The organism is Proteus sp. TSJ240517 (assembly GCF_047921575.1).
GTDB lineage: Bacteria > Pseudomonadota > Gammaproteobacteria > Enterobacterales > Enterobacteriaceae > Proteus.
The window spans coordinates 71502-97471 of the sequence record NZ_JBLRMH010000001.1; the positions used below are offsets into that span (position 1 = coordinate 71502).

The 25970-nt window shown below is 37.4% G+C and carries 22 protein-coding genes; 12 read left to right on the top strand and 10 right to left on the bottom strand.

The annotated features are described in order from the left end of the window. Positions 1-111 precede the first annotated feature (111 nt). The 9 genes from arnB (at position 112) to ACNARN_RS00425 (ending at position 9269) form a co-directional block, all read left to right on the top strand. On the top strand, positions 112-1257 hold the full coding sequence (gene arnB, locus ACNARN_RS00385; RefSeq protein ID WP_109372452.1) for a UDP-4-amino-4-deoxy-L-arabinose aminotransferase: 1146 nt from the start codon (positions 112-114) through the stop codon (positions 1255-1257). After that, a complete protein-coding gene (arnC, locus tag ACNARN_RS00390) occupies positions 1258-2238 on the top strand; it encodes an undecaprenyl-phosphate 4-deoxy-4-formamido-L-arabinose transferase (RefSeq protein ID WP_196533292.1) in 981 nt (326 codons plus the stop codon). Next, positions 2238-4220, top strand: a complete 1983-nt coding sequence (arnA, locus tag ACNARN_RS00395; protein WP_109372450.1) for a bifunctional UDP-4-amino-4-deoxy-L-arabinose formyltransferase/UDP-glucuronic acid oxidase ArnA — start codon at positions 2238-2240, stop codon at positions 4218-4220. Before arnC ends, arnA begins: the two co-directional genes overlap by 1 nt. Positions 4221-4229: 9 nt before the next feature. Beyond that, complete coding sequence (gene arnD / locus ACNARN_RS00400) at positions 4230-5123, top strand: 4-deoxy-4-formamido-L-arabinose-phosphoundecaprenol deformylase (protein WP_109372449.1); 894 nt, start codon at positions 4230-4232, stop codon at positions 5121-5123. 7 nt (positions 5124-5130) lie between these two features. Continuing rightward, positions 5131-6795: a lipid IV(A) 4-amino-4-deoxy-L-arabinosyltransferase gene (gene arnT, locus ACNARN_RS00405; protein WP_160230314.1), complete on the top strand. Its 1665-nt coding sequence runs from the start codon at positions 5131-5133 to the stop codon at positions 6793-6795. Further along, positions 6795-7136 carry a 4-amino-4-deoxy-L-arabinose-phosphoundecaprenol flippase subunit ArnE gene (gene arnE, locus ACNARN_RS00410; RefSeq protein WP_198619630.1) on the top strand — a complete coding sequence of 114 codons (342 nt, stop codon included), beginning with the start codon at positions 6795-6797 and terminating at the stop codon, positions 7134-7136. The genes arnT and arnE overlap by 1 nt, the downstream gene beginning before the upstream one ends. Then, a complete protein-coding gene (arnF, locus tag ACNARN_RS00415) occupies positions 7133-7531 on the top strand; it encodes a 4-amino-4-deoxy-L-arabinose-phosphoundecaprenol flippase subunit ArnF (RefSeq protein WP_198619629.1) in 399 nt (132 codons plus the stop codon). The genes arnE and arnF overlap by 4 nt, the downstream gene beginning before the upstream one ends. 149 nt (positions 7532-7680) lie before the next feature. Continuing rightward, entirely contained in the window at positions 7681-8172 is a 492-nt protein-coding gene (locus ACNARN_RS00420; RefSeq protein ID WP_036937364.1) for a C40 family peptidase, read from the top strand. Between the two features lie 77 nt (positions 8173-8249). After that, positions 8250-9269 carry a lipoate--protein ligase A gene (locus tag ACNARN_RS00425; RefSeq protein ID WP_198625559.1) on the top strand — a complete coding sequence of 340 codons (1020 nt, stop codon included), beginning with the start codon at positions 8250-8252 and terminating at the stop codon, positions 9267-9269. 92 nt (positions 9270-9361) lie between these two features. Here the strand turns inward: ACNARN_RS00425 and ACNARN_RS00430 are convergent, their stop codons facing one another. The 10 genes from ACNARN_RS00430 to ACNARN_RS00475 all read right to left on the bottom strand — a co-directional run bounded on the left by ACNARN_RS00430 (position 9362) and on the right by ACNARN_RS00475 (position 21018). Further along, positions 9362-9730 carry a helix-turn-helix domain-containing protein gene (locus ACNARN_RS00430; RefSeq protein ID WP_069369334.1) on the bottom strand — a complete coding sequence of 123 codons (369 nt, stop codon included), beginning with the start codon at positions 9728-9730 and terminating at the stop codon, positions 9362-9364. Between the two features lie 527 nt (positions 9731-10257). Further along, positions 10258-11052, bottom strand: coding sequence for a heme ABC transporter ATP-binding protein (locus tag ACNARN_RS00435; protein ID WP_198619627.1), 795 nt, complete (start codon positions 11050-11052; stop codon positions 10258-10260). Then, complete coding sequence (locus ACNARN_RS00440) at positions 11049-12053, bottom strand: FecCD family ABC transporter permease (protein ID WP_416304003.1); 1005 nt, start codon at positions 12051-12053, stop codon at positions 11049-11051. The genes ACNARN_RS00435 and ACNARN_RS00440 overlap by 4 nt, the downstream gene beginning before the upstream one ends. Next, the gene (locus tag ACNARN_RS00445) at positions 12053-12868 is read right to left on the bottom strand and encodes a heme/hemin ABC transporter substrate-binding protein (protein WP_198619625.1); all 816 of its coding nucleotides are present in this window, start codon (positions 12866-12868) and stop codon (positions 12053-12055) included. Before ACNARN_RS00445 ends, ACNARN_RS00440 begins: the two co-directional genes overlap by 1 nt. Positions 12869-12883: 15 nt before the next feature. Further along, the gene (locus tag ACNARN_RS00450) at positions 12884-13933 is read right to left on the bottom strand and encodes a hemin-degrading factor (protein ID WP_368887728.1); all 1050 of its coding nucleotides are present in this window, start codon (positions 13931-13933) and stop codon (positions 12884-12886) included. 35 nt (positions 13934-13968) lie between these two features. Then, complete coding sequence (locus tag ACNARN_RS00455; RefSeq protein ID WP_198619623.1) at positions 13969-15996, bottom strand: TonB-dependent hemoglobin/transferrin/lactoferrin family receptor; 2028 nt, start codon at positions 15994-15996, stop codon at positions 13969-13971. 70 nt (positions 15997-16066) lie between these two features. Next, positions 16067-18241, bottom strand: coding sequence for a TonB-dependent receptor domain-containing protein (locus tag ACNARN_RS00460; protein WP_198632651.1), 2175 nt, complete (start codon positions 18239-18241; stop codon positions 16067-16069). 81 nt (positions 18242-18322) lie between these two features. Then, positions 18323-18505, bottom strand: a complete 183-nt coding sequence (gene hemP / locus ACNARN_RS00465) for a hemin uptake protein HemP (protein ID WP_198619621.1) — start codon at positions 18503-18505, stop codon at positions 18323-18325. A gap of 269 nt (positions 18506-18774) precedes the next feature. Beyond that, a complete protein-coding gene (locus tag ACNARN_RS00470; protein WP_198619620.1) occupies positions 18775-20118 on the bottom strand; it encodes an OprD family outer membrane porin in 1344 nt (447 codons plus the stop codon). Positions 20119-20226: 108 nt separating this feature from the next. Further along, a complete protein-coding gene (locus ACNARN_RS00475) occupies positions 20227-21018 on the bottom strand; it encodes a histidine phosphatase family protein (protein WP_416304004.1) in 792 nt (263 codons plus the stop codon). A gap of 571 nt (positions 21019-21589) precedes the next feature. On the opposite strand from ACNARN_RS00475, the gene licT reads away from it, so the two are divergent. The 3 genes from licT to ACNARN_RS00490 all read left to right on the top strand — a co-directional run bounded on the left by licT (position 21590) and on the right by ACNARN_RS00490 (position 25914). Further along, positions 21590-22426, top strand: a complete 837-nt coding sequence (gene licT, locus ACNARN_RS00480) for a BglG family transcription antiterminator LicT (protein ID WP_416304005.1) — start codon at positions 21590-21592, stop codon at positions 22424-22426. Between the two features lie 181 nt (positions 22427-22607). Then, complete coding sequence (gene bglF, locus ACNARN_RS00485; RefSeq protein WP_198625565.1) at positions 22608-24512, top strand: PTS beta-glucoside transporter subunit IIABC; 1905 nt, start codon at positions 22608-22610, stop codon at positions 24510-24512. Between the two features lie 10 nt (positions 24513-24522). Further along, positions 24523-25914: a glycoside hydrolase family 1 protein gene (locus tag ACNARN_RS00490; protein ID WP_198619616.1), complete on the top strand. Its 1392-nt coding sequence runs from the start codon at positions 24523-24525 to the stop codon at positions 25912-25914. Positions 25915-25970: the final 56 nt, after the last annotated feature.

A 25970-nucleotide genomic window follows, 5' to 3' on the forward strand; every position in this document is an offset into this window, starting at 1 on the left:
CCCAAGTAATTATTAAGGATTTTTTAATGTTTTCTTAATAAGACGGATGTCGGTGAACAATAGTTTGTATATAATTGTTTTTTATTCATTCATTAACTAGGCTACATTTTTATGAGTCACTTCCTTCCTTTCTCTCGCCCTGCGATTGGCGATGAAGAAATCAAAGCCGTTGAGGATGTACTGCGTTCAGGTTGGATTACAACAGGCCCTCAAAATCATCAATTAGAGCAAGATTTTTGTGAAAAATTTGGTAGCAAACATGCTATCGCAATTTGCTCTGCCACTGCGGGTATGCATGTTGTTTTAATGGCGATGGGAATTGGCGCTGGTGATGAAGTTATCACACCATCACAAACTTGGGTTTCGACGATGAACATCATCACATTACTTGGTGCAGAGCCAGTGATGATTGATGTTGACCGTGATACTTTGATGGTGAGTGCAGAAGACGTCAAAAAAGCAATTACACCTAGAACGAAAGCAATTATTCCGGTTCATTATGCGGGTGCACCTTGCGATCTTGATGCATTAAGAAAAGTTGCACAAGATGCCGGCATTCCTCTTATTGAAGATGCAGCGCATGCTATTGGTACTCGCTATAAAAATGAATGGATTGGTGAAAAAGGAACCTCTATTTTCTCTTTTCACGCGATTAAAAATGTAACTTGTGCAGAAGGCGGATTAGTTGTTACTGATAATGACGAATTAGCCAATAGAGTACGTTGCTTAAAATTCCACGGTTTAGGGGTAGATGCCTTTGATAGACAAATTCAAGGTCGTAAACCTCAAGCAGAAGTTGTTGAACCTGGCTATAAATACAACTTATCTGATATTCATGCAGCGATTGCTGTGGTGCAATTAGGGCGTTTAGATGAAATGAATGCTAAACGTGCTGAGTTGGTTGCACTGTATCGTGAAAAACTCAAAGATTCTCCATTAGAAATGTTGAGTGTCCCTGAATATTCACATTTACATGCAAATCACCTGTTTATGGTGAGAGTTGATAAAAATGCCTGTGGTATCGATCGTGATGCTTTTATGGAGAAATTGAAGCAAAAAGATATTGGTACAGGGCTTCATTTCCGCGCAGCGCACACCCAAAAATATTATCGTGAGCGCTATCCTTCTTTATCCCTTCCTCAATCAGAATGGAACTCTGCAACGTTATGCTCGCTGCCGCTGTTTCCTGATATGAGTAATGAAGATGTTATTCGCGTTGTAGATGCGATCAATGAAATTCTTTCGGAGCATATTTAAGTGTCAACATTTGATGAAATCAAGAAAGTATCGGTTGTAATCCCCGTTTATAACGAGGAAGAGAGCCTTCCTCAGCTTTTAGAACGTACAATTAAAAGCTGTAAACAATTAGAACAAGAATATGAACTGATCCTTGTTGATGATGGTAGTAGCGACAATTCAGCTAAGATGTTAGAAGAAGCGGCTGCCATTGAAGAAAATCACGTTATTGCAATTATTTTAAACCGTAATTACGGCCAACACTCCGCAATTATGGCTGGTTTTAATCAGGCTGATGGTGATTTAGTGATCACATTGGATGCTGATTTACAAAATCCACCTGAAGAGATCCCAAGACTTGTCGCGACTGCTGAAGAAGGGTATGACGTTGTCGGAACTCGTCGTCGTAACCGCCAAGATTCATGGTTTCGTAAAACCGCTTCAAAAATGATCAACTCAATGATCACTAAAGCAACGGGTCGCTCTATGGGAGACTACGGTTGTATGTTGCGTGCTTATCGTCGCCATATTGTTGAAGCGATGTTACAGTGTCACGAAAGAAGTACATTTATTCCAATTCTTGCGAACACATTCGCTCGTCGTACTATTGAAATTGATGTTGCACACGCAGAGCGTGAATATGGCGATTCAAAATACAGTTTTTTAAAGCTGATTAATTTAATGTACGACCTATTAACTTGTTTAACCACGGCACCATTACGTTTATTAAGCATTGTCGGCAGTGTGATCGCTGTATCTGGCTTTGTCTTAGCCTTACTGTTGATTATTTTACGTATTATTTTCGGTGCAATGTGGGCTGCTGAAGGTGTATTCACACTTTTTGCAATCTTATTTATGTTTATCGGTGCGCAGTTCGTTGCAATGGGCTTATTAGGTGAGTATATAGGCCGAATTTATAATGATGTAAGAGCGCGTCCTCGGTATTTTATCCAAAAAGTGGTTGGTATTAATAAACCCAACGAAGATCAGGAAAAAGACTAATGAAAGCAATAGTATTTGCCTATCACGATATTGGCTGTGTTGGTTTGAAAGCACTTGAAAAAGCAGGTTATGATATTCAGGCTGTATTTACCCACACTGACGATCCTAATGAAAATCATTTCTTCTCATCTGTTGCTCGTGTGAGTGCAGAAATGGGATTGACAGTATTTGCACCTGAAAATGTCAATCACCCATTGTGGATTGAACGTATTCGTGAAATGAAACCTGATGTCATTTTTTCTTTCTATTATCGTCACATGTTAAGTGATGAGATCCTGAATTTGGCACCAAAAGGCGCGTTTAATTTACACGGTTCTTTATTACCAAAATATCGTGGCCGCGCACCAATTAATTGGGCGATTGTGAACGGTGAAACAGAAACGGGTGTTACTCTGCATAAAATGACAGCGAAAGCTGATGCAGGTGATATCGTTGCTCAAGAAAAAGTCACTATTGCAGATAATGATACTTCTCTGATTTTACATGAAAAAGTAAGAGAAGCCGCTGATAAGTTACTTTCTAGCGCGTTGCCACATATTGCATCAGGTGATTATTCAACAACTGCACAAGATGAAAGCCAAGCAACTTATTTTGGCCGTCGTTGCGCTGATGATGGTTTAATCGACTGGAATGCAGATGCAAAAACAGTCCACAACTTAGTACGTGCTGTTACAGAACCATACCCAGGTGCATTCACTTTCTTAGGTGAACGCAAAATGATTATCTGGCGTTCACGCGCTATTGCTGATAATCAAGGCAAACGTCCTGGTACTGTCATTTCAACAGAACCTTTAGTGATTGCGTGTGCGAAAGGTGCAATCGAAGTTGTTACTGGTCAAAGTGAAAATGGTCTTTATGTTCAAGGAAGTCGTTTAGCGGCAGAAATGGGCATTGTGACTGATGTTCGCGTTGGACCCAAAGCCACGGCACAAGTAAAACGTCGTAAACGTGTTCTGATTTTAGGTGTGAATGGCTTTATTGGTAACCATTTAACAGAGCGTCTATTGAAAGATGATAACTATGATATTTATGGTATGGATATCGGTTCTTCTGCAATTGAGCGCTTTATTGGTAATCCACGTTTCCACTTTATTGAAGGTGATGTGAGCATTCATACAGAATGGATTGAATACCACATTAAAAAATGTGACGTTATTCTGCCATTAGTGGCTATAGCAACACCAATTGAATATACCCGTAATCCATTACGTGTATTTGAATTAGACTTTGAAGAAAACTTAAAAATTGTACGTTATTGTGTTAAATATAATAAGCGTATTATTTTCCCATCCACATCAGAAGTTTATGGTATGTGTGATGATAAAGAGTTTGACGAAGATAATTCACGTCTGATTGTTGGCCCAATCAATAAACAACGTTGGATTTACTCTGTATCTAAACAGTTATTAGACCGAGTTATTTGGGCTTATGGCGCCAAAGAAGGTCTTAAATTTACGTTATTCCGTCCATTTAACTGGATGGGACCTCGTTTAGATAACTTAAATTCAGCACGTATTGGTAGCTCTCGTGCAATCACACAATTAATTCTGAACTTGGTTGAAGGTTCTCCAATTAAATTGGTTGATGGTGGTGAGCAAAAACGTTGTTTCACTGATATTAATGACGGTATTGAAGCTTTATTCCGTATTATTGAAAACCGTGATAACAAATGTGACGGCCAAATTATCAATATCGGTAATCCAACTAACGAAGCAAGTATTCGCGAATTAGCAGAAATGCTGTTAGATTGCTTTGAAAAACATGAGTTACGTGGTCACTTCCCTCCATTTGCAGGCTTCAAGAAAATTGAAAGTAGCAGTTACTATGGTAAAGGCTACCAAGATGTTGAACACCGTAAGCCAAGTATTAAAAACGCAGAGCGTTTATTGGATTGGAAACCAAGTATTGAAACTCGCCAAACAGTAGAAGAAACGTTAGATTTCTTCTTACGTGGCGCAGTTGAAGAATTAGGCACTAAATAGGAATAAATAATGAAGAAAGTTGGTTTGAGAGTTGATGTGGATACTTATCAAGGAACGAAACAAGGTATTCCACAACTGCTGGATGTATTTGCCAGACATAACATTCATGCCAGCTTCTTCTTTAGTGTGGGTCCAGATAATATGGGGCGCCATTTATGGCGCCTTTTAAAGCCTAAATTTTTATGGAAAATGCTGAGATCTAATGCTGCATCACTGTACGGCTTAGATATTTTATTAGCAGGAACAGCATGGCCGGGTAAAAAAATTGCTAAAAATTTAGGTTATTTGATGAAAGAAACCCAAGATGCGGGACATGAAGTTGGATTGCATTCATGGGATCATCAAGGCTGGCAAGCAAAAGTCGGGCGCTGGTCAACAGAAGAATTAATGCAACAAGTTCGTTTAGGTGTTGAAGCACTGGAAAAAGCACTTGAAAACCCTGTAAAATGTTCGGCAGTTGCTGGATGGCGAGCAGATGAACGCGTATTAACAGTGAAAGAAACTTTTCAATTCGATTACAATAGCGATTGTCGAGGAACGCATCCTTTTAGGCCCATTTTAGAAAATGGTTCTATCGGTACGGTGCAAATTCCAGTAACATTACCAACTTATGATGAAGTTGTTGGTACAAAGGTAAAGGATGAAGATTTTAATCAATTTATTATTGATGAAATCAAAAAAGACAGTGGAATACCTGTTTATACTATCCATACCGAAGTTGAAGGAATGTCAAAAGCCGCTCAATTTGAGCAGTTACTGGCAATGATTGCAAATGAAGGCATCGAATTCTGTCCGTTAAGCGATTTATTACCACTAGATAAAGAAACGCTTCCGATGGGTAAAGTTGTTCGATCTGACTTTCCAGGTCGAGAAGGCTGGTTAGGGTGCCAACAAGAGGTCTAACGAAACTATGTTGAATAACCGGGCGAGTAAAATCGGGGCCATCCTCTTGGCTCTTTTTTTTGTTCTTACCTACTTATTTCCATTGAACAGCCGGTTATTATGGCAACCAGATGAAACCCGTTATGCGGAAATTAGCCGTGAAATGGTGGTGAGCGGGAACTGGATTGTTCCTCATATGCTCGATATTCGCTATTTTGAGAAGCCCGTAGCAGGTTATTGGATCAATAATGTTAGCCAATTAATTTTTGGCCACACCAATTTTGCTGTACGTTTTGGCTCAGTTATTTCTATTCTCTTAAGCACATTACTTGTCTATTTATTGGCAAGAATGATGTGGCGTAACCGCCAAGTTGCCTTTGTTTCTAGTTTAATCTATTTATCCATGTTCTTAGTGTTTAGCGTAGGTACTTACAGTGTATTAGATCCTATGTTGGCACTTTGGGTTACCGCAAGTATGGTTTGCTGTTTTTGGGCGCTTAAAGCTACCACAGTAAAAACACGAATATTGGCGTGGATAACATTAGGGCTTGCATGTGGTATGGCATTTATGACCAAAGGATTTTTAGCGTTAGCTATTCCGGTCATTGTTATGATACCTATCACGCTGTATCAAAAACAATTTACGCAAATGTTGCTCTATGGCTTACTTGCCGTATTTAGTGCAGCATTAATTAGTTTGCCGTGGGCATTGGCTATTGCTAAGGCAGAGCCAGATTATTGGCACTACTTCTTCTGGGTTGAACATATTCAGCGTTTTTCGGGTGAAGATGCTCAACATAGTTCTCCATTTTGGTACTACATTCCTGTTGTATTACTCGGCGTTATACCGTGGCTTGGTCTATTGCCTGGAGCATTAACTAGCGCATGGAAGAAAAGACGTAAGCGTCCTGAATTATTTTTCTTATTATGCTGGTTTGTCGTTCCATTCTTATTTTTTAGTATTGCGAAAGGTAAGCTACCGACGTATATGCTGCCGTTTATGGCGCCGCTAGCAATGCTAATGGCGAAATATGGCGTAGATTGTGCACGCAAATTTAGAATGAAAGCGCTGCGTATAAATGGTTATATCAATATCTTTATTGGTGTTGCTGTTGTTATCGCTATTTTAATTATCCAACTCGCTTCTTCAAAACCTATATATATGCCATATGAATGGTCTAAATGGGTATTAGCTATAGTGGCATTTTCATTATGGGGCATTATTGGTTATCTTTGCTCTACACTTAATGGAAAACACTGGTTATGGGCGGCGTCTTGTTCGCTAGGCGTTAGCTTATGTATCGGTCAGGCAATACCAAATAGCAGCGTAGATGGAAAGTTACCTCAAGAATTTATTCGCCAAAATATAGAGACATTAAACGCAAGCAAATACATTGTGAGCAATAGTGTTGGTATCGGCGCGGGATTAGCGTGGGAATTACAGCGTAGCGATATTTACCTTTATGAAAGAACAGGCGAATTGACTTACGGTGTTGAAGAGTACCCTGATTCTCAGCATAAATTAATTAAACCTGATAATTTTGCTCAGTGGTTAGAAGAAGCAAGAAAAGAAGGGAATGTTTCAGTTGTTATTACCTTTAAAGATCCTAAGAAACTAGCACAATTACCAAGACCTGAAGAGCTGGTGACAAACCATCGAGTTGCTATTTTAACTTATGAGAAGCGTAATTAATGTCATTTGTTTTATTGCTGATCGTGAGCTTTTTGACCTGCATAGGGCAAGTTTGTCAAAAGCAAGCGGTGGTTAGCTGGCAAAGTGACTCATTAACAAAAGCCAGAAAAACGATTTTCTGGCTTTTTATTGCCATTGCAATGCTTGGTTTGGGGATGTTGTTTTGGTTACGATTATTACAAATTCTGCCTCTTAGTATTGCTTATCCTATGTTAAGTATTAACTTTATTGTGGTGACATTAATTGGCCAGTTTGTTTATAAAGAGCCCGTTAATGTAAAACATTGGATTGGTATCGCGTCAATTATGATTGGTATTTTATTGATGAGTATACAAGCATGAAAGGCTATCTATGGGCAATTGGAAGCGCATTATTAGTGACGGCGGCTCAATTGTTGCTAAAGTTTGGTATGTCTGAATTACCAGCTTTACAGCTAGAAAAACAGTGGGTTGATTTTTCATGGTTGTGGGCCAATGTAACGCCACTCGCTATCGTGTTTGCTGGCCTTGTCGGTTATGTTCTTTCTATGGTTTGCTGGCTATTCACTTTACGTACCATTCCTTTAAATAAAGCCTATCCGCTGATCAGCTTGAGTTATGTGTTTGTTTATATTCTTGCAGTGATATTGCCTTGGTTTCAAGAAACACCATCATGGACAAAAACAGCGGGTGTAGCATTTATCATGGTCGGAGTGTGGTTAATAAGCCAAAAAACGAAAGAAGCACAATCACATTAACTTAATGATTGCAGAATCTATTTTCTGATCCCTGTTGTTAATTGTGCGATTTATTCTACCAATCATCACTCATTCATCTTCAATAACTTGTTTTTGCTTAAAAAAGCAGATAGATTTTAAAATCTATGGTAATAACAATGGTGGATGCAATGAGAAAGTCCGTTTTTTATCCTTTCTTACTCTGTATTATTCTGCTGGCTGGGTGTTCATCTAGTCCGTCTAAGCGTATTCCACCAGCGCCTCCCTTAAAAACACAACTTTCCGATCCCATCATGGTGATAGTGCAATTAAAATCGCAACTTGAGCAATGGTATGGTACGCCTTACAGCTATGGTGGAATGACGCCTTCTGGTATTGATTGTTCAGGCTTCGTGTATAAAACTTACAGTGATCGTTTTGATATAAAACTTCCTCGAATGACCATTGATCAAACCAAATATGGTACACAAATCAGTAAAAGTGATTTAATGCCTGGTGATTTGGTTTTCTTCAAAACGGGCGGTGGTGAAAATGGGCTTCATGTCGGTATTTATGATACTGATAATACATTTATTCATGCATCAACTAGCAAAGGGGTAACTCGTTCATCCCTTGATAATGTCTATTGGAAAAAGACATTTTGGCAGGCTCGCCGATTGTAGTTTCGTGCCATTTAACAGCCTAATATATTGAGAGTTATGGTATCTTATACCTTATTTTCTTCATATAGGTATTCCTTATGTCAGGCAAATTGCGTCTGTTAATTTCCGAGTCTTATGATCCTTGGTTTAACCTTGCTGTTGAAGAGTGTATTTTTAGACAAATGCCCGCTGATCAACGCGTACTTTTTCTTTGGCGTAACGATAATACGGTAGTTATTGGTCGAGCACAGAATCCATGGAAAGAGTGTAATACCCGTAAAATGGATGAAGATGGTGTGAAATTAGCTCGCCGTTCAAGTGGTGGTGGGGCTGTTTTCCATGATCTTGGCAATACCTGTTTTACCTTTATGGCAGGAAAGCCAGAATATAATAAAACAATTTCAACTCAAATTATTCTTGATGGATTGTTAAAAGCAGGCATTAATGCTACGGCATCAGGACGTAACGATTTGGTGGTTCCTCAAGATGATGGTGAAAGAAAGGTTTCTGGATCAGCCTATAAAGAGACTAAAGATCGTGGTTTTCATCATGGTACATTATTAATAAATGCTAACTTATCTAGACTAGCTAATTACCTCAATCCAGATCCGAAAAAACTTCAAGCTAAAGGTATCACTTCTGTTCGCTCTCGAGTGGCTAATTTGATCGAGCTTAAACCTAATATTACCCATGAAAAACTTTGTGAAACTATCACTGAAAGCTTTTTTGAATACTATGGTGAACGAGTAGAAGCAGAGATTATTTCACCGCAAAAATTACCTGATTTACCCGGTTTTGAAGAAACTTTCACTAAACAAAGTAGTTGGGAATGGAATTTTGGACAAGCACCTGCATTTTCACATCTTTTAGATAATCGTTTTAAATGGGGGGGCGTTGAGCTGCATTTTGATATTGAGCGTGGCAACGTTATTAGAAGTCAAATATATACAGACAGTTTAGATCCTGCGCCATTAGAAGCATTATCAGAGATGTTGGTAGGGCAACGTTACACACCTGAGTCTCTAAAAGCGCTTATTGAGCAACTCATTCAGCGATATCCTAATAATAAAATAGAGCTTAACGAGCTTCAAGAATGGCTTGTGACAGCGATAGCGTAATTTTTATCAACGTTAGAAAACGATAAACAATAAGCATAAAAACCAGCTAAAAAGCTGGTTTTTTCATGAAGAATAATGTGATGTGAAATTGATTAGTGATTTTCACATGACATAAAGCAATGAGTGTCTGGCATTTTGCCATTTTCTCTAAATTTAGCGGGTGTAGTATTGAAATGCTTTTTAAAGATACGTGTAAATGTTGCTTGAGAGCTAAAACCATACATTAAAGCGATATCTAAAATAGACATATCTTTTTCTTGTAATGATTTAGCAGCTTCTAATAAGCGACGTTTACGAACATATTCGCCTAATGTGCAGCCTTTAAAATCTTTAAAAATGCGTTGCAAGTGCCACTTAGAGTAGCCACTTTTATTTGCAATCGTATCGATTTTTATACCTTCGTTACGTTGTAACTGGGTTTCTAACCATTTCAGAATATCATTAACGACATTTTCAGCCATAAAACCTCCCACAAAAATGGTGGGGACACAGTGCCCAAGTAAATAGAATAGTAACGTATGTTATTTATAACCTATTTTAAGCATGGGGAAAATAACAGGTAGGCAAAAAGTGCTTTTCGTGATTGATAATCATTATCACAACGATAGGTGTGACTTATGTAGTTTAAGTAAAGTTCAGTTTACTGAATATTTCTGATTAAAAATGATATTTTGTATGACTTTTACTTTGTTGAATTTATTGATTTATTTTTTTAACTTAATAGTTCTGTTATACCTTTTATTTGTCGCTCTGTTATGCTTTTTGGTGTGAAACGCAAGCTAATCATTGATTAAGGTGTATTTGAAATTCAATTTATTTGACTGAGTATCGAAAAATTAAAATAAGATTTATTAATCAATTAATGTGATATTACCTTCACCATTTTATTTTCAATTGATAAGTTTATTGATAATAAATTAACTAAGCCACCTATTAGAAAGTAATGCTAAAAGGTGGCTTGGTAATAAAAATTCAGGTAGTGCTCTTTTTAGGGGCGTAGAAAAACTTGAGGATATAAATGTTCTGGATGAGTGTTAACACTCACATCTGCGCCATACCATTTTTGTATATTTTCTGTTGTGAGTACGCTGTGTGGTGTACCTTCACAAACTAACTTTCCTTGATGCAGTAATAAAATTCTATCAGCATAAAGAGACGCTAAATTAAGATCATGCAAAACACAACACACCATAAGATTTTGTGTTTTTGCCAATTTTTTTAATAAACGTAAGCTGTGTTGCTGGTGGTAAAGATCAAGTGCGGAGGTTGGTTCATCAAGGAACAATACGGCTTCTTGTGGTGTAGGGTGCCATAATTGCGCTAACACTCTAGCAAGTTGTACTCGCTGTTGTTCTCCTCCCGATAATTGACGATAGTCTCTATCTTTAAATTTTAAACAGTCTGTTTGGAGTAGTGCGGTTTCAATTGCCATTTTTTTATGTTGCTGCCCATGAGGTGTTCTTCCCATAGCAACCACTTCTTCGACTGAAAATGAAAATGAAAGCTGACTATTTTGTCGCATAACAGCACGGTTTTGCGCTAATTGCTGGCTATTCCATTGTGAATAGTTTTTTTGTTTAAAATAACATTGACCTTGTGTTGGTGTTGTATAGCCTGTTAATAAGCGTAATAGCGATGATTTTCCTGCGCCATTAGGGCCAATAATGGTAACTAATTCCCCAGCATTAAACGAAAGCGACACATCATCAATAATGGTCTTATTGCCGATTCGGTAAGTTAAATTATTTCCATAAAGTAATGGCGTGTTTTGTTTTTCAATCATGACATTCTTCCTGCGGGTTGTCGTAAGATCAGCCAAAGGAAATAAGGACCACCAATTAATCCTGTAATGAGCCCCACAGGGATTTCTGCTGGAGATACCAATGTTCGTGATAATGTGTCAGCAGCGAGTAATAGTGTCGCACCACCTAAAATAGTGGCAGGTAATAGCCATACATGATTACTCCCAATGCGCATACGAATAAGGTGCGGAACAACAAGTCCAATAAATCCAATAACACCACTCAGTGCGACAGCACAGCCAATTAAAATAGCGCTAAGAAGTAACAAAATAAACTTGGTTCTTCTCACATTTAGCCCTAAGTAATGCGCTTCTTCATCACCAAGTTGTAATAGGTTTAATTTATGGCTTTGCCAACATGCCAAAATGCTGACAGGAATGATCACAATGGTTGCAATAGATAAAGTTTTCCAGTCAATCTGGCTTAATGAACCCATCATCCAAAGTGAGAATTGACGTAACTGTTGGTCGGTACTGATGTAACTTAATACACCAATAAAAGACATACATAGCGCATTGATAGCAATACCGGCAAGCAATAACCGCGCTAAATTACCATCACTTAATTGATGCAATGAGAAGATAATCATTGCCACAATTAAACCGCCAATAAAGGCGGCAACAATATGACTGTAAAATGCAAAGGCTGGCGAAAAAGAGAACGGTAGAATAATCACAATGGCAACCATTAGTGCTGCACCGCTACTAATACCAAGTAAACCAGGATCAGCTAATGAGTTTCTAAATAATCCCTGCATTATTGCGCCCGATATTGCTAAAGCTCCTCCAACAAGAATGGCTAATAATACGCGAGGTAGACGGATATCTAGCCAAATTTGCCATTCCATATCATCAAAAGAGCTATTCCATAATGTATGAAACGAAAGGGCTAATGCACCGCTATTCACAGAAATTAATATAACCGTAGTGAGTAAAAAGAGTAAAACTAAAATACTCATCCACGGTGAACGAAAACGAGACATTATTGCTCCAACGCTTGACGAATTTGATGCATGACTTCTGGTGTTGAAAGGGTAAAGCCTAATAATCCCATGTCATCAACAACAACATAATGCTTGTTTTTACCCGCTGGTGTGTATTTTATGCCAGGTAACTCCCATAGTTTTTCAATTCCGCCAATACCTTTAATACCTTCTTTGGTTACTAGCAAAATATCAGGTTGGCTTGCAATAACACCTTCTTGAGAAAGTGGGCGATAGCTTGTAAACCCTTGCATGGCGTTTTTACCGCCAACCAGTGAAATAATGGTATCCGCAGCTGTATTTTGACCCGCAGCCATTGGAACAACACCACCATGACTCATGATATAAATGACTTTCTTATTGATAGGAGTGGTTGAAATTTGCTTAATAGAGAGGGCGAGTTTCTCTTTTAGTTGATTGCCTTCTTGTTCTTTATTTAAAACCGTCGCAATGGTGTCTATTTTTTCATTAATGGCTTCTAATGAATGTGTACCTGTAATCGTTTTAACAGCAACTCCAGCCTCTTTAATACGACGTAATGCTAAAGAAGGGCGAGCGAGTTCACTGGTAATGATCAACGTTGGTTTGACAGATAAAATTCCTTCTGGGTTTAGCATTCGCATATAACCCACATCAGGAAGTGTTTTCACTTGTTCAGGAACTAAACTGGTGCTGTCTCTTGCAATAATCTGCTCGCCTGCACCTAATGCGAAAACAATCTCTGTGATATCACCACCAATGGTTACGATACGTTCATTGGCAGAGCTAATGAACGACATGACGCTACACAGGATCAAAAGAAGCCATTTTTTCATTAAATCATTCTCCGATTAGGCGATTTTAGTGAGGGTATTCACTTGTTCACGCCACTGTAGTTGCTCAGCAGTACCTTCAGTGCGTTGTCCGTAGAGTTGAGCAATTTGCTGTCCCTTGTTATCAAAGATTTCAAGGCTGGTAACAAACCCATCTTGAGTTGGTTTACGTGTTACCCAACTCTCTGCAATTTCACTTTCAATTAAATGAAGTGTAAAAGCAGGATTGAAAACGTTGATCCAAACTTGCTCACTATTTTCAAATTGATGCGGTACTAGACGATCAATTTGGCCTGTAAAAATTTGTACACAGCCACGGCTACCGACAAATATCATGATCTCGTTTTGCGCTTCTTTAGCGAGCTCTAATAAGGTTTTCAGCGCGTTGTTATCAACTTGATAAGCAAGGTCATCAGGAACCGCTTTGAATGCTTGTTGACGACTTAAGTTATTTTCTTTTAGTAATTTGAAGAATTGGTGAACGTCAGTCATTGAACGCCATTGTTGTTCAAGTTGTTCCGCTAATTCATTACTAACAGGCGTGTTTGAGTATGGTTCAACAGGAGTGATATTTAGAACGGGGTTTTCTTCAGATAAAAATGCTTGAATAAGTGCATTCCATTCATCCATATTCGTGTTATCTGTTGCATAGACTTTATGTAATGCATCACCATGCATATCAAAGAATTGAATGCTATAACGCGTTCCTTTTGATGTTTCTTCGGCAAGTGCAAAAATACTTGACCAATAAGCGAAGAAAAAGCGTAAATCCATTGCACGCGGATTTAAGATTAACCCTGCGTGATCGTTAAAACGGGCATTTGTGTATTCACCAAGGTGTTCATGAACGGCAATATCATTACGAGTAATCGCTTTGACTTCACCTACTTTACTCAATGCTTTTAATAATTCTTGTACATCATTGCGTAGACGCTTTGCATCGTGTCCTACACGGGCATGAGTGAGTTCGGCTTCACTGACATTTAAGTAAGTAGCGAGATCTCGTGCATATGAAGCTTTTTTGTCCGCTTTAGCTTGCAGGTAGCTCTCATAAAGAGGTTTATTCACAGAAACTCCTATTATATCGTTGATTTTATTGTTAATTACCACTGATAACTTACAAGTACTTTTGCATTTCGACCTTCTTGAGGAATACCTGCAGAAGAGTAATAAGTTTTATCAAATGCGTTACTCAGTACAAATGAGGTTGTTAATCCTTTTAATGAGGCATTACCTTCATAACGAAGGTAGAAATCATTAACGCCATAACCTGCTTGTTGGCGATTGGTTGGGCGATTAAAACGGTCATGTTTGGTAAAGTCCGTTTTTTTGGTAAATTGACCGACCCAACCCACAGAAAAATCGGTACTTGGTACAGGAACATCAAAGCGACTGGTTAATGTATCTGGCTCAATTGAGGTAATTGAGGCATTTGTCGCATTATCTTTTCCTTTGGTATGGTTATAAGCTAAATCCCAATTAAAGAATTTTGATTGATAGCTCATCGAAACATCCCATCCCCAAATAGTTGCTCTTGGAATATTTGTTGACTGTGTATATCCCTGAAAAATAGCAACATCTGCATCAATATAATCTTTTGCGCGAGTATTGAAATGGGCAGCTTTAATTTTCAGATTATCATTATTAGATAATAAGTCGTCGAATTGAAAACCGAATCCATATTCAGTGGTTGAATTGGTTTCAGGCTTTAAATTAGGATTTGGGCGCCAATAGTTTGTTGGTGCTCCAGGGAAAGGTGCATCAAAATGTTTCGCATCGTTATACATCTCACCTAAAGTTGGTGCTCTAAATGCTTGTGAGTAAGAGGTATAAAGCATTGACCAGTCGGTAGGTGTAATACTTATTGCACCTTTTGATGACCATTTGTCTGCGGTAATATCATCATAACGATCGTTTTGGCTCTTATATTTGTCAAAACGTGTTCCTAAAATTAGGGAGACAGGTAAATCACGTAAAGTGACTTCATCTTGTACCCAACCGGACATAAAACGGATATCGGCTTGTGGGAAGCTTTCTGCATTTTGGCTTGGTGATTGTTTTTGTTTATAAACCTCGCCACCATAAGTAAAGCCATGTGATGCAAAGCTGTACGTACCCACTTGTGAGCGGTTTTCCAGTTTTACGCCATAGGTTTTTTGCTCTCGACCTTCAAATCCTTTTTGTATCGTTTTGGCATTGATATCAACTTCACTGTAATAAGCCTGTGTTTTCAAATTAATCCATTGTGAATCTGAAGGATCAAATTGATAGGTTAACTGAACATCTTTTTGTGTCGTGGTGCGATCAGTTTCTACGTTTGCAGATGTTGGGTCACTGGCAACTTGAGGATTTTTAGGTTGATTTGTATTGTTATGGTAATAGCGGAATTGCCCACTTAATGTGTTGCTATCATCAATTAACCAGCGTCCTTTAGAAAGGAGATTAATAATGGTTTCGTCATTTTGAGCGCGATAACCCCCACCGTAACGAGTATCACCTTTATCACGGGCTGATAATGCAACGAGTCCATCAAGGTTATCATGTCGGCCAAAAGCTGTTACACCAAGACCTTGGCTATGTTGTGCTGTATTACCAAGACCTGTAACACGTACGCCGCCTTGTTCGTTTTTTGAAAGTAGATCGCTTGCATCAACCGTATCGTAAGCGATAACACCGCCAAGGGCACCGCTACCGTATAAAAGAGCAGAAGGACCACGAATAACTTCAACTTGTTTTATAAGCAGAGGATCAACAAAAATACTGTCGATATGACCGGTGTCTGTTCCTTGGCGAACGCCATCTACAAGTGTCAGTATTCCATTTTTACTGTATCCACGCATACTGATGGTTTCACCATTAGTACGACCTGCGCCTGAAATTGAAATGCCAGGCACATGGCGAAGTAATTCAGAAGCACTTCCTGCTGTTTCTGACAACGCATTGTTATTTTTTATAACTGTTGACATCATAGGTAATGTAAAGCTATCACGCTCATTACCCGTCGCATAAACTGTAAGCACTTCTGTTTTTTTCTTCTCATTAGTTTGCGTCTTCTCTTGTGCAGATACACAAGCAGAAGAAACTGCAATTGCCAGCAAACTGAATTTAATCAATAGGGATGACTGAGACATGTAGATGGATCTCCGTTATTTAATGGGCTGTTAAATACAGCCCTTTGTTATGTAGATTATTGCTCCTCATCTACCAGCGATAACTGATGGACATTTTGATATTTCGACCTTCTTGTGGCACACCTAATGCTGAGAAATATTCTCGATTAAACGCATTGGCGAGCACTAACGCGGCTTGAATATCTTTATTGTTTTGAGATTGATAACTAATTGAAAAATCGTGAATACCATAGCCCGGATATTGGGTAATAAGTTCTTGCATTCGATTTGTGGTTTTGCCTTTTACATGAGGCGCTTGTCCTCGATGTGTACCTTTATTGGCAGTAGCACTAGCGAATTTTCCTGACCACCCTAATGAGAATGGGGTTTTAGTAACAGGAAGTTGAATAAAGGTCGTCAGTATTTCAGGGCGAACAGGCGAAATGGTTTCATGTGTGGTTAACTCAAGGGTATGAGTACGGTTATAACTTAAACCTAGAGAAATTAATGGGTGTGAATAACGCAGACTAAGATCAATACCTTCAATCATTGCTTCGGGAATATTAAATGCTTGGAGATTTAATTTACCCGCAAATGAACTTGAATGCCAAGGACCATAAGTAATGTAATCCTTTGATTTAGTATCAAAATAAGCTGCTTTTAAAATGAGTTTATCTTGTTGTGATAAAAGCTGTTTAAATGAGAAATCAGCGCCATATTCCCAAGTGCTATTTCTTTCAGGTTTTAAGTTTGGATTAGGCACCCAATGCGCATTAAAAAAACCCGCTTTAAAATGGAATGAATCATTAAACATTTCATTTAAAGTTGGCGCGCGAAACGCAGTTGAATAGGTAGAATAAAGTTGTAACCAACGTGTTGGTGTGAATGCTAACGTGATATTTTCAGTTGTTCCTCGATAACTCGATGTATGTTTTTCTGCTTGTAATGTTTTAGCCGAAAATTTACTGAAGAAAGGATCAAGTCCTTCACCAGGTATATTTTTGTAATAGTGATAACGTATACCCGTTGTGAGTGTGAGAGGGAGTGATGGTGTACTGAGAGAACTTTGCAACCAACCTGCGATATAATTCATTTTCGCTAAAGGAAAGTTTTTTGCTTCTTCATTTGATTGCATTTTCTGCTGATAAGCTTCTGTACCAATAATCACAGATTGATTGAATGTGTCAAACCAATTGATACTGGCATTATCTTCAAATTTAAGCCCGTAAGTTGATTGTGTACGTGCTTCGTATTTACCTATTTTACCTTGGATATTTTTTTTTAAATCTGACGTTGTTAATTTAGTATCCGTTAAAAAAGTTTGGTTAATATCAAACTGTGAATAGTAAAGATAAGTGGTTAAATCTAACCATGAGTTTGTATCAGAAGCATAGTGGTGAGTGAGCGCATAATTTTTTTGCTGAGTATCGCGCTGCATCTGGTTACTTTCATTCTTGCCAAATCCACCCATTCGATGCAAAACTTCTCGTTGTTCACCTGAATTATCATAATGGCGAGCTGAAATAATAAGCGTTTGATTTTCAGTTGGATAAAAATAGGCTTTTGCAAAGAAATTTTTAATATGCTCGTGATTTTCTAATTTATCACCATTAGCAAGACGAATAGGACCACGTTGACGTTGGCTATACGCAAATAAGCCTTCTGCAATATCGTGTCTTGCTGCAATAATGCCACCATAAGAAAAATGGCGATCTGCTGATGAAACTGAGCTAAATAGTTTTGCGCCTAATTTTTTATCCGTACTTAATATAGATTGAGGATCAAGAGTATTAAACGCGACAACTCCCCCCATAGCACCAGCACCATGCAAAGTGGATGCAGAGCCGTGTTTTACATCAACACGTTTAATTAAAGCAGGATCAAGAAAGACACCACCTAAATTATTTATGGTGTTTTCTAGTGGTTGATAAATACCATCAACGAGGATCTTGACGCCTTTTTGATCGTATCCTCGCATCAGAATATTTGCGCCATTCGTGATACCTGTTCCTGATAACGTTACACCAGCAACATCTTTTAATATTTCTCCCGCAGTTGAAGCGGTTTGTGTTTTAGCTGAAGAAGCATCAATAACAGAGTGAAAATCTGAGGATCGATCGTCGTTATAGCCAATAACAGTAAGAGCGTCCGTTCCTGTATTTTCAAGGTGTGCAGAGGTAATAGGGGAATACAGCAGACAAAGTGCTGTTGCTATACCTGAATATTTGAAATGTTTTTTCAGCATACACATACCATAAATATCCATAAAAAGCCCTTGTATATGGAGTTATTTAGCTGGCTGCCTAGCTGAGTCGATAGGTGGCTTGCACGTTATTGTCAAAAAAGATTATTTAGTCAGGATCAGTTTTCCTGCTTTTGTTTGACGTAGTTGATACAACTCTCCGTTATGTTGAATGTAAACCACGCCATCTTTGCCTAATAATTCAACGCTATTAATAGATTGAATTATTGAAGAATGAGAGTTCTGTCTGATTAAAGAACTCTCCAAATTATTAGCTTTTTTATTCATAATACACTAAGAGTAATAAGCGTTATCATTCTGATAATCATTATCGTTAACAAAAGTGTTTAGACAAGCTTTTTTTAACGTGAAAACGTAAATTTAAGTCATATTGTGAATCATTTGGGCGATGTGAAAGAGAAACTGAAGAAAAATCACACAAAGGATTAATAACCTGAATGACAAAAGGTATTTTTTTATAATGCTATCGTGATTAAGCGTTAAATATGCGATAGGGAAGAGGGAATATGTCTCACCAAAATGATGAGACATAATAATTAAAATAAATTAAATTTATATTCGATGATAACTTCTGACGAGAGCGTATTGGCGTGATGATATTTACCCTCAGTTAGAACAGGGGTTTTACCTTTCATTTGATAAGACCAACCAGGCCCAAACATTGCCCAAACAGTGAGATTTTTGAGTTTTGAATTAGTCGGAACCCAACGGCTGAATGTATTAATTTCACCTGTGCGAATATGATTACCTCGATAGTTAAATTGAGCAATATTACTTGCAATCCCAATGGCTAGCTCAGGAGTTAGGTTATAATCAGTCATCGTTGAAAGTACAATTTCACCATCACGCATATAATCATTTCCAGCAAACGCCATTGAAGTAAACGTACCTCGTGAGTTTTTACTCATTGCTCGAGGATAAAAACCCACTTCATTGGATTTATCTGCATTGGTATAACCTAATCCCCATTTAGTGCTCCAATTATCCGCCTGCCATTTACCATCTATGGCAAAATGCCAAGCATTATTATCAAAGTCACGTTTATTCGCAGGCATTATTTTATATTTATCTAAGGCCTGAGTTGCATAAATTTGTGTACCTATATTTAGCTCTTTTATAGGCTTTATATTTAAAAATAAGATATTTCGGCGTAGGTAATTATCGCTTTCACCATATCCATATTGTATATTTAGATTGTTACTTTTCCACAATAAATCACCACTAGCGATATGATTAATATATTTGCCACTATTGGTTTGAAATTGTTTTTTATCAGGTGAATTACGATCCATAGAGTTTTCAATATAAGCACCTCGTAATGTTAGTGCACCATAATTGATCGCTCCAGTCCAACCTGAATAAGTAGTTGGTGATAAACGTGTTGAATTAGAAATTACACCAAAATTTTTTATTGTCTGCCAACCCCAACGGGTACTAAAATTAATATCAGCAAGTTGATATTGTAATTTTATATTACGTTGACCAAATTTAGAGTAACCTTCGGCATTGTTTTTATTATTCCCTTCACCGCGATTATACAAAACGCCACGAGAATTAAAATAATCACTCGCACCCAATTTAACCGCCCCGTAATAAGCAACGTCAAAGCCGATAATATCAGCGAAATAACCAGATTTAAAATCAAGCCCAACGCCTTGTCCCCATGCATTATGGACACGGGTTTTACCTGTATCCTCTTCTTTTAAGTATTTCCAATAATTTTTTAATGATAGCGACATAGTAGATTGGCTAAATAAAGGATCTTCAAATACATTATTAATAAAAGTAGTTTCTTTGATATTATTTTCTGCTGTTTCAGCTAATGCTTTTATTGGATTAATTAATAAAAGTATGATGATACTTATCATCTTTATTTTCATAATATTCCCCGAGGTATAGGCGTAGTTACTCAAGCGAAAATATTTCGCCTGAATAACCATATTGAATAACTATATTTAATAACTACATTGAATGATTAGATATTAATTTTATTTTTTATCTAAAGACTGTTTTCCTAACTCGACATATTTTAATGTGCCAATTTCAGTTACAGTATATTGGTCATCTTTATAAATAATTTTAACAATAGCGGCATTAGAGAGTGGTTTATTTTTTGCAATATCATTAGTTAAATCAGAGATCATAATTTGCATTGCAATGCCCGATGAAATTGCCAGAATATTTTTATCACCACGTTCTTGGGCATTTTTAACAATGGTCTGAAGTGCAGCTTGAGTCCGTTCCTTTACTTGCTGATAATTCTCTGTCATTTTTTTAGGATCAGCTGCGGCTAACGCGTTTTGGTTTTTCTCTGCAGTGATGGTGCCAGCTTTCATTTGAGCAAATAAAGCCGCGCCATCTTTAAGGCCTAATTGTTTTGCACCTGCATCCGCCATATCTTTATTATATCCGCCTTCAAATCCACCAAAGAAAGCTTCGCGTAATCCATTAAGTTCATTTAATTTATAATTCTCGATACCCGCTTGTTTTAATATTACGCTCATTGTTTCACGTTGACGTCCAGCGTCGCTAGAATAAAAATTATCAAAAGGGATCCCTTTTAAACCCTCACCTAAATAACGAGCAACACGAATACCATCTTCTGTTAATGGCGAATCTACCCAACCTTGAACTCTATCAAAAGTATTTAGCAACGTTTTGCCATGACGAGCAAAATAGATAGTGATACCGTCATCTTCTTTAACATCCATAGCTGTTTCTGCAGCAAAACTGGTTGTTGTACTTATTGCTAAAATTAATGCTATAAGCCATTTTTTCATAATAATCCCCATAGAATGGTCTTTTTAATAAGCAAAAAAAAACCTACGCTAGAGAAATGAGACAAGACATAAATGGCATTATGCTTGTTCTATTTATCTTACGTAGGTTTCGCCTGTTTTTAACAGTAACAATCCAACATCGATAACGTTAGCACCAAATATAATAAAAAAATACACTATTTATGATTAGTATTAATAAGTGTGATCAAGTTCATATGATAATAATAAATTGGACATATTTTATTATTTATAAATAATAGATTGAATGTGGTGTTAGATTAAAATTTTTACTCTTATAGATAAGAAATAAAATTAAAAAATGAATAAATTAATCAATAATAAATAAAATGGTTTAATTGAGAAATAAATCTAATGAAAAAAACTTTTTGAGGCATAAAAATGATGTGAAACTCACACTTTTAAAATTTGTGATTTGAATAACGGTTCGGATTTGTTTACAGTAAAAGCGAGTTTACTGGATTGTTACTGCCAATGATATTGGTAGGCAAAACCTGATAAGACCATGAATTGTCATGGGACTATCGGGTTTTTTCATTTTTGGGGAAATAAAATGAAGATCGCAAAAATATTAAATAACAATGTGGTCATTGCCTTAAGTGAAAATAACCAAGAGCTCGTTGTTATGGGAAGGGGATTGGCGTTTCAAAAGAAAGTAAATGAAGACGTTGAACAAGATAAAATTGAGAAAATATTTGAGTTACGTAGCAACGAACTTATTTCTCGGTTAAGTGAGTTATTAAGCCACATTCCAATTTCTGTCATGAAAGTCTGCGATAGTATTATTTCTGTTGCTCGCTGCCAATTAGGAGAGCTTAATGAAAATATTTATATCGCGTTAACAGATCACTGCAATTATGCTATTGAAAGACAGAAAAAAGGCTTGGCTATTTCAAATACGATGATGTGGGAAATTCAGCGTTTATATCCTAAAGAGTATCGACTTGGATTAGAAGGATTAAAGCTGATTGAACAAAAGTTACAAGTAACATTACCGGTTGATGAAGCGGGATTTATCGCTCTTCACTTTGTTAATGCGCAATTAACGGGTGATATGCCAGCTGTGATGGAAACCATGACTATCATGCATGAAGTCATGAATATTGTTAAGTATCATTTTAATATTGAATATCAAGAAGATACTTTAGATTACCAAAGATTTGTTACGCATTTGAAGTTTTTTACCCACAGAATGATGAGTCGAGACACAGTGCCTAATGATGATATTTCTATGCATATTGTTATCAAAGAAAATTATCCGCTTTCTTGGTGCTGTGCAGAAAAAATAAGTCAGTTTTTACTGAATAAATATCAGCGCGAGTTAACGGATGAAGAGCGTATGTTTTTAGTGATCCATATTGAACGGATAAGAAAGAAACGACACGATTAATTGTTAAGGTATATTGTGTTGATATAAAAATATTAAATTAAAATGTGATGGATTGTTACTACCGATATTCGGTAGGCAAAACCTGATTTACTCTCATTTATTAATGGGGGTAGTCAGGTTTTTTTTTACATATTCATTGGTGGTTAAGCATTTCATTATTTAAGTCATAAAGGAATTGAGTATGGAATACCGAACATTAGCAGAACAGATCATTGATAATGTAGGTGGAAAAGGCAATATCGCCAGTGTTATACATTGTGCAACACGTTTGCGTTTTAAACTGGAAGATGACACTAAAGCCAATGCTGAAGTGTTAAAGCAGAACACAGGCATTATTACAGTCGTTGAAAGTGGAGGGCAATTTCAGGTTGTTATTGGTAATCATGTTAGTGAGGTTTATAAAGCGATTATTGCTCTTATCGGTGAAGTACAAAATAGAAATACTCAAAGTGAAAATAGCAGTAATAACAAAAAGAAAAAACGTAAGGATAATATCTTTAGCCATTTTATAGATATTGTTTCCAGTATTTTCACCCCAGTATTAGGGATCATGGCTGCGTCGGGGATTTTAAAAGGGCTATTATCATTAGTCGTCACTTTAAATTGGTTGTCAGCCTCAAATGGAACTTATCAGATCCTATTTGCTGCAAGTGATTCACTATTCTATTTTTTCCCGCTTGTTTTAGGCTATACCGCGGGAAATAAATTTGGAGGAAATCCATTTTTAACTATGGCGATTGGTGGTGCATTAGTGCATCCGTTAATGCTTGCGGCATTTCAACAACAAACCACGGAATACTTTTTAGGTATTCCAGTCACATTTATTAATTACAGTGCGTCGGTTATTCCTATTATTTTTGCTGCGTGGGTGAGCTGTTTATTAGAAAAAAAATTAAACACTATTTTGCCTTCATCCATGAAAAATTTTATTTCTCCGTTATTGTGCCTATTAATTATTGTTCCGCTGACTTTTTTAGTTATAGGGCCTTTAGCAACATGGATAAGTTTGCTGATTGCAGACGGTTTCCAAGCTGTTTATAACGTAACACCTGTTGTGGCCGGTGCGATTATGGGGGCAATTTGGCAAGTGTGCGTTATTTTTGGTCTGCATTGGGGCATTATACCGATTAGTATTAATAATCTGAGTGTATTGGGTCAAGATGCGCTTGTACCTCTATTATTACCCGCAATTGCAGGACAAGTGGGCGCAACACTTGGGGTTTTCTGGGCAACTCGTGATACTAAATTACGTATTATGGCTGGTTCATCGGTAACAGCGGGTATCTTTGGTATTACTGAGCCCGCGGTGTATGGAGTGACTTTACCTCTGCGTCGACCTTTTATTTTTGCTTGTATTGGGGGGGGAATTGGTGGGGCGATTGTCGGTTATAGCAACACACTTACGTTTTCGTTTGGTCTGGTAAATATTTTCACTTTCACACAAATTATTCCTGCAACGGGAATTGATAGCACCGTCTGGGGTGCCATTATTGGCTCGTTAATTTCATTTGTTTTTGCGTGTATAGCAACGTGCTTATTTGGGTTGAAAAAGGAAAATAACGCAGAGTCTAGATCTTCTATTCAATTACCAGCAACGCCATTTAATAGCGCTGGGAAAAATCCAACGCAAGAAACTATTTTTTCACCGTTATCAGGTGTGGTGATCTTATTAAAAAACACACCAGATGAAACCTTTGCTAGTGGTTTATTAGGCGATGGCGTCGCCATTATTCCAAGTATTGGTGAGGTTTATGCGCCTTTTGATGGTGAAGTTGCGTCATTTTTTAAAACGGGTCATGCCTTGGGCTTATTAAGTGAGAAGGGTATCGAGTTATTTATTCATGTTGGAATTGATACCGTTAAGTTAGATGGAATGTATTTTTCACCGAAAGTTAAAGTAGGGGATAAATTTAAAACTGGCGACTTATTACTCACCTTTGATCGTAAAAAAATTCTTGAGGCTGGTTACGATTTAACAACCCCCGTTATTGTGAGTAATACCGATGATTACAGTTCAATTACTGGATTGGAATTAAATAAATCGATGAGTTCAGGTTCAGCGCTTATCAGCGTTAATTACAAATAAGGAGTTAACAATGAAAAAATTTCCTAATACATTTTTATGGGGTGGTGCTGTCGCCGCTAATCAAGTTGAAGGCGCTTATTTAACTGCGGGTAAAGGATTAAGTACTTCAGATGTTCAACCACAAGGTATTTTTGGTTCTGTGGTTGAAAGAACAAGAAATGGTTTTTGTATCAAAGATATTGCCATCGATTTTTATCATCAATATGAAAAAGATATCTCACTTTTTGCCGAAATGGGATTTACCTGTTTAAGAACCTCTATTGCGTGGAGTCGTATATTTCCATTGGGAAATGAATCTGAGCCTAATGAAGAGGGGCTGGCATTTTATGATCGTGTATTTGATGAAATGGCTAAATACAATATTCAGCCAATTATAACTTTATCTCATTATGAAATGCCTTATCATCTGGTAACAGAATATGGTGGTTGGGGAAATCGTAAAACTATCGAATTCTTTGAGCATTATGCCCGTAGTGTTTTTCAGCGTTATAAAAATAAAGTCAAACTTTGGCTCACCTTTAATGAAATTAACATGTCATTACATGCGCCAATGACGGGAGTTGGATTAGCGGGTGAAAGAACGCAATCAGAAATTTATCAAGCCATACATCATCAGTTAGTTGCCAGTGCCAGGGTTGTTAAAGCGTGTCATCAAATTATTCCAGATGCAAAAATCGGCAATATGTTATTGGGAGGCTTAGTTTATCCATTAACGTGCAAGCCAGATGATGTTTGGGAAGCTATGAACGAAAATCGTAAATGGCTATTTTTTGGTGATGTGCAATGTCGTGGTCAATATCCTTCTTATATGCTGCGTTATTTTAAAGATAATCATATTGATGTTGTGATAACGGATGAAGACCGTCAGGATCTCAAGCAAACTGTAGACTTTGTGTCATTTAGTTATTACATGACGGGTTGTATTACAGCAGATAAAGAAGAATATGAGATGAAGCGAGGGAATATTCTCAGTATGGTGCCAAATCCTTATTTAGAAAGCTCTGAATGGGGATGGCAAATCGATCCTAAAGGTATTCGCATCGTGCTTAATCTATTGTGGGATCGCTATCAAAGACCTTTATTTGTTGTGGAAAATGGGCTTGGTGCGATTGATAAAGTTACGCCAGAAGGTGAAATCAATGATGATTACCGTATTCAATACATCAATGACCATCTGGTGCAAATTGGTGAAGCGATTGAAGATGGTATTGATGTAATGGGATACACCAGTTGGGGACCGATTGATTTAGTGAGTGCGTCAAAAGCCGAGATGTCTAAACGTTATGGTTTTATTTATGTGGATAGAGATGATCAAGGAAAAGGCTCATTAGAAAGAAAACGTAAAAAAAGTTTTTATTGGTATCAAAGTATTATTCAATCTCAAGGTGAATTATTGCGTTAACACAATTTTTTTGTGTGAATGACACAATAAAAAAGGAGAGCAGAGGCTCTCCTTTT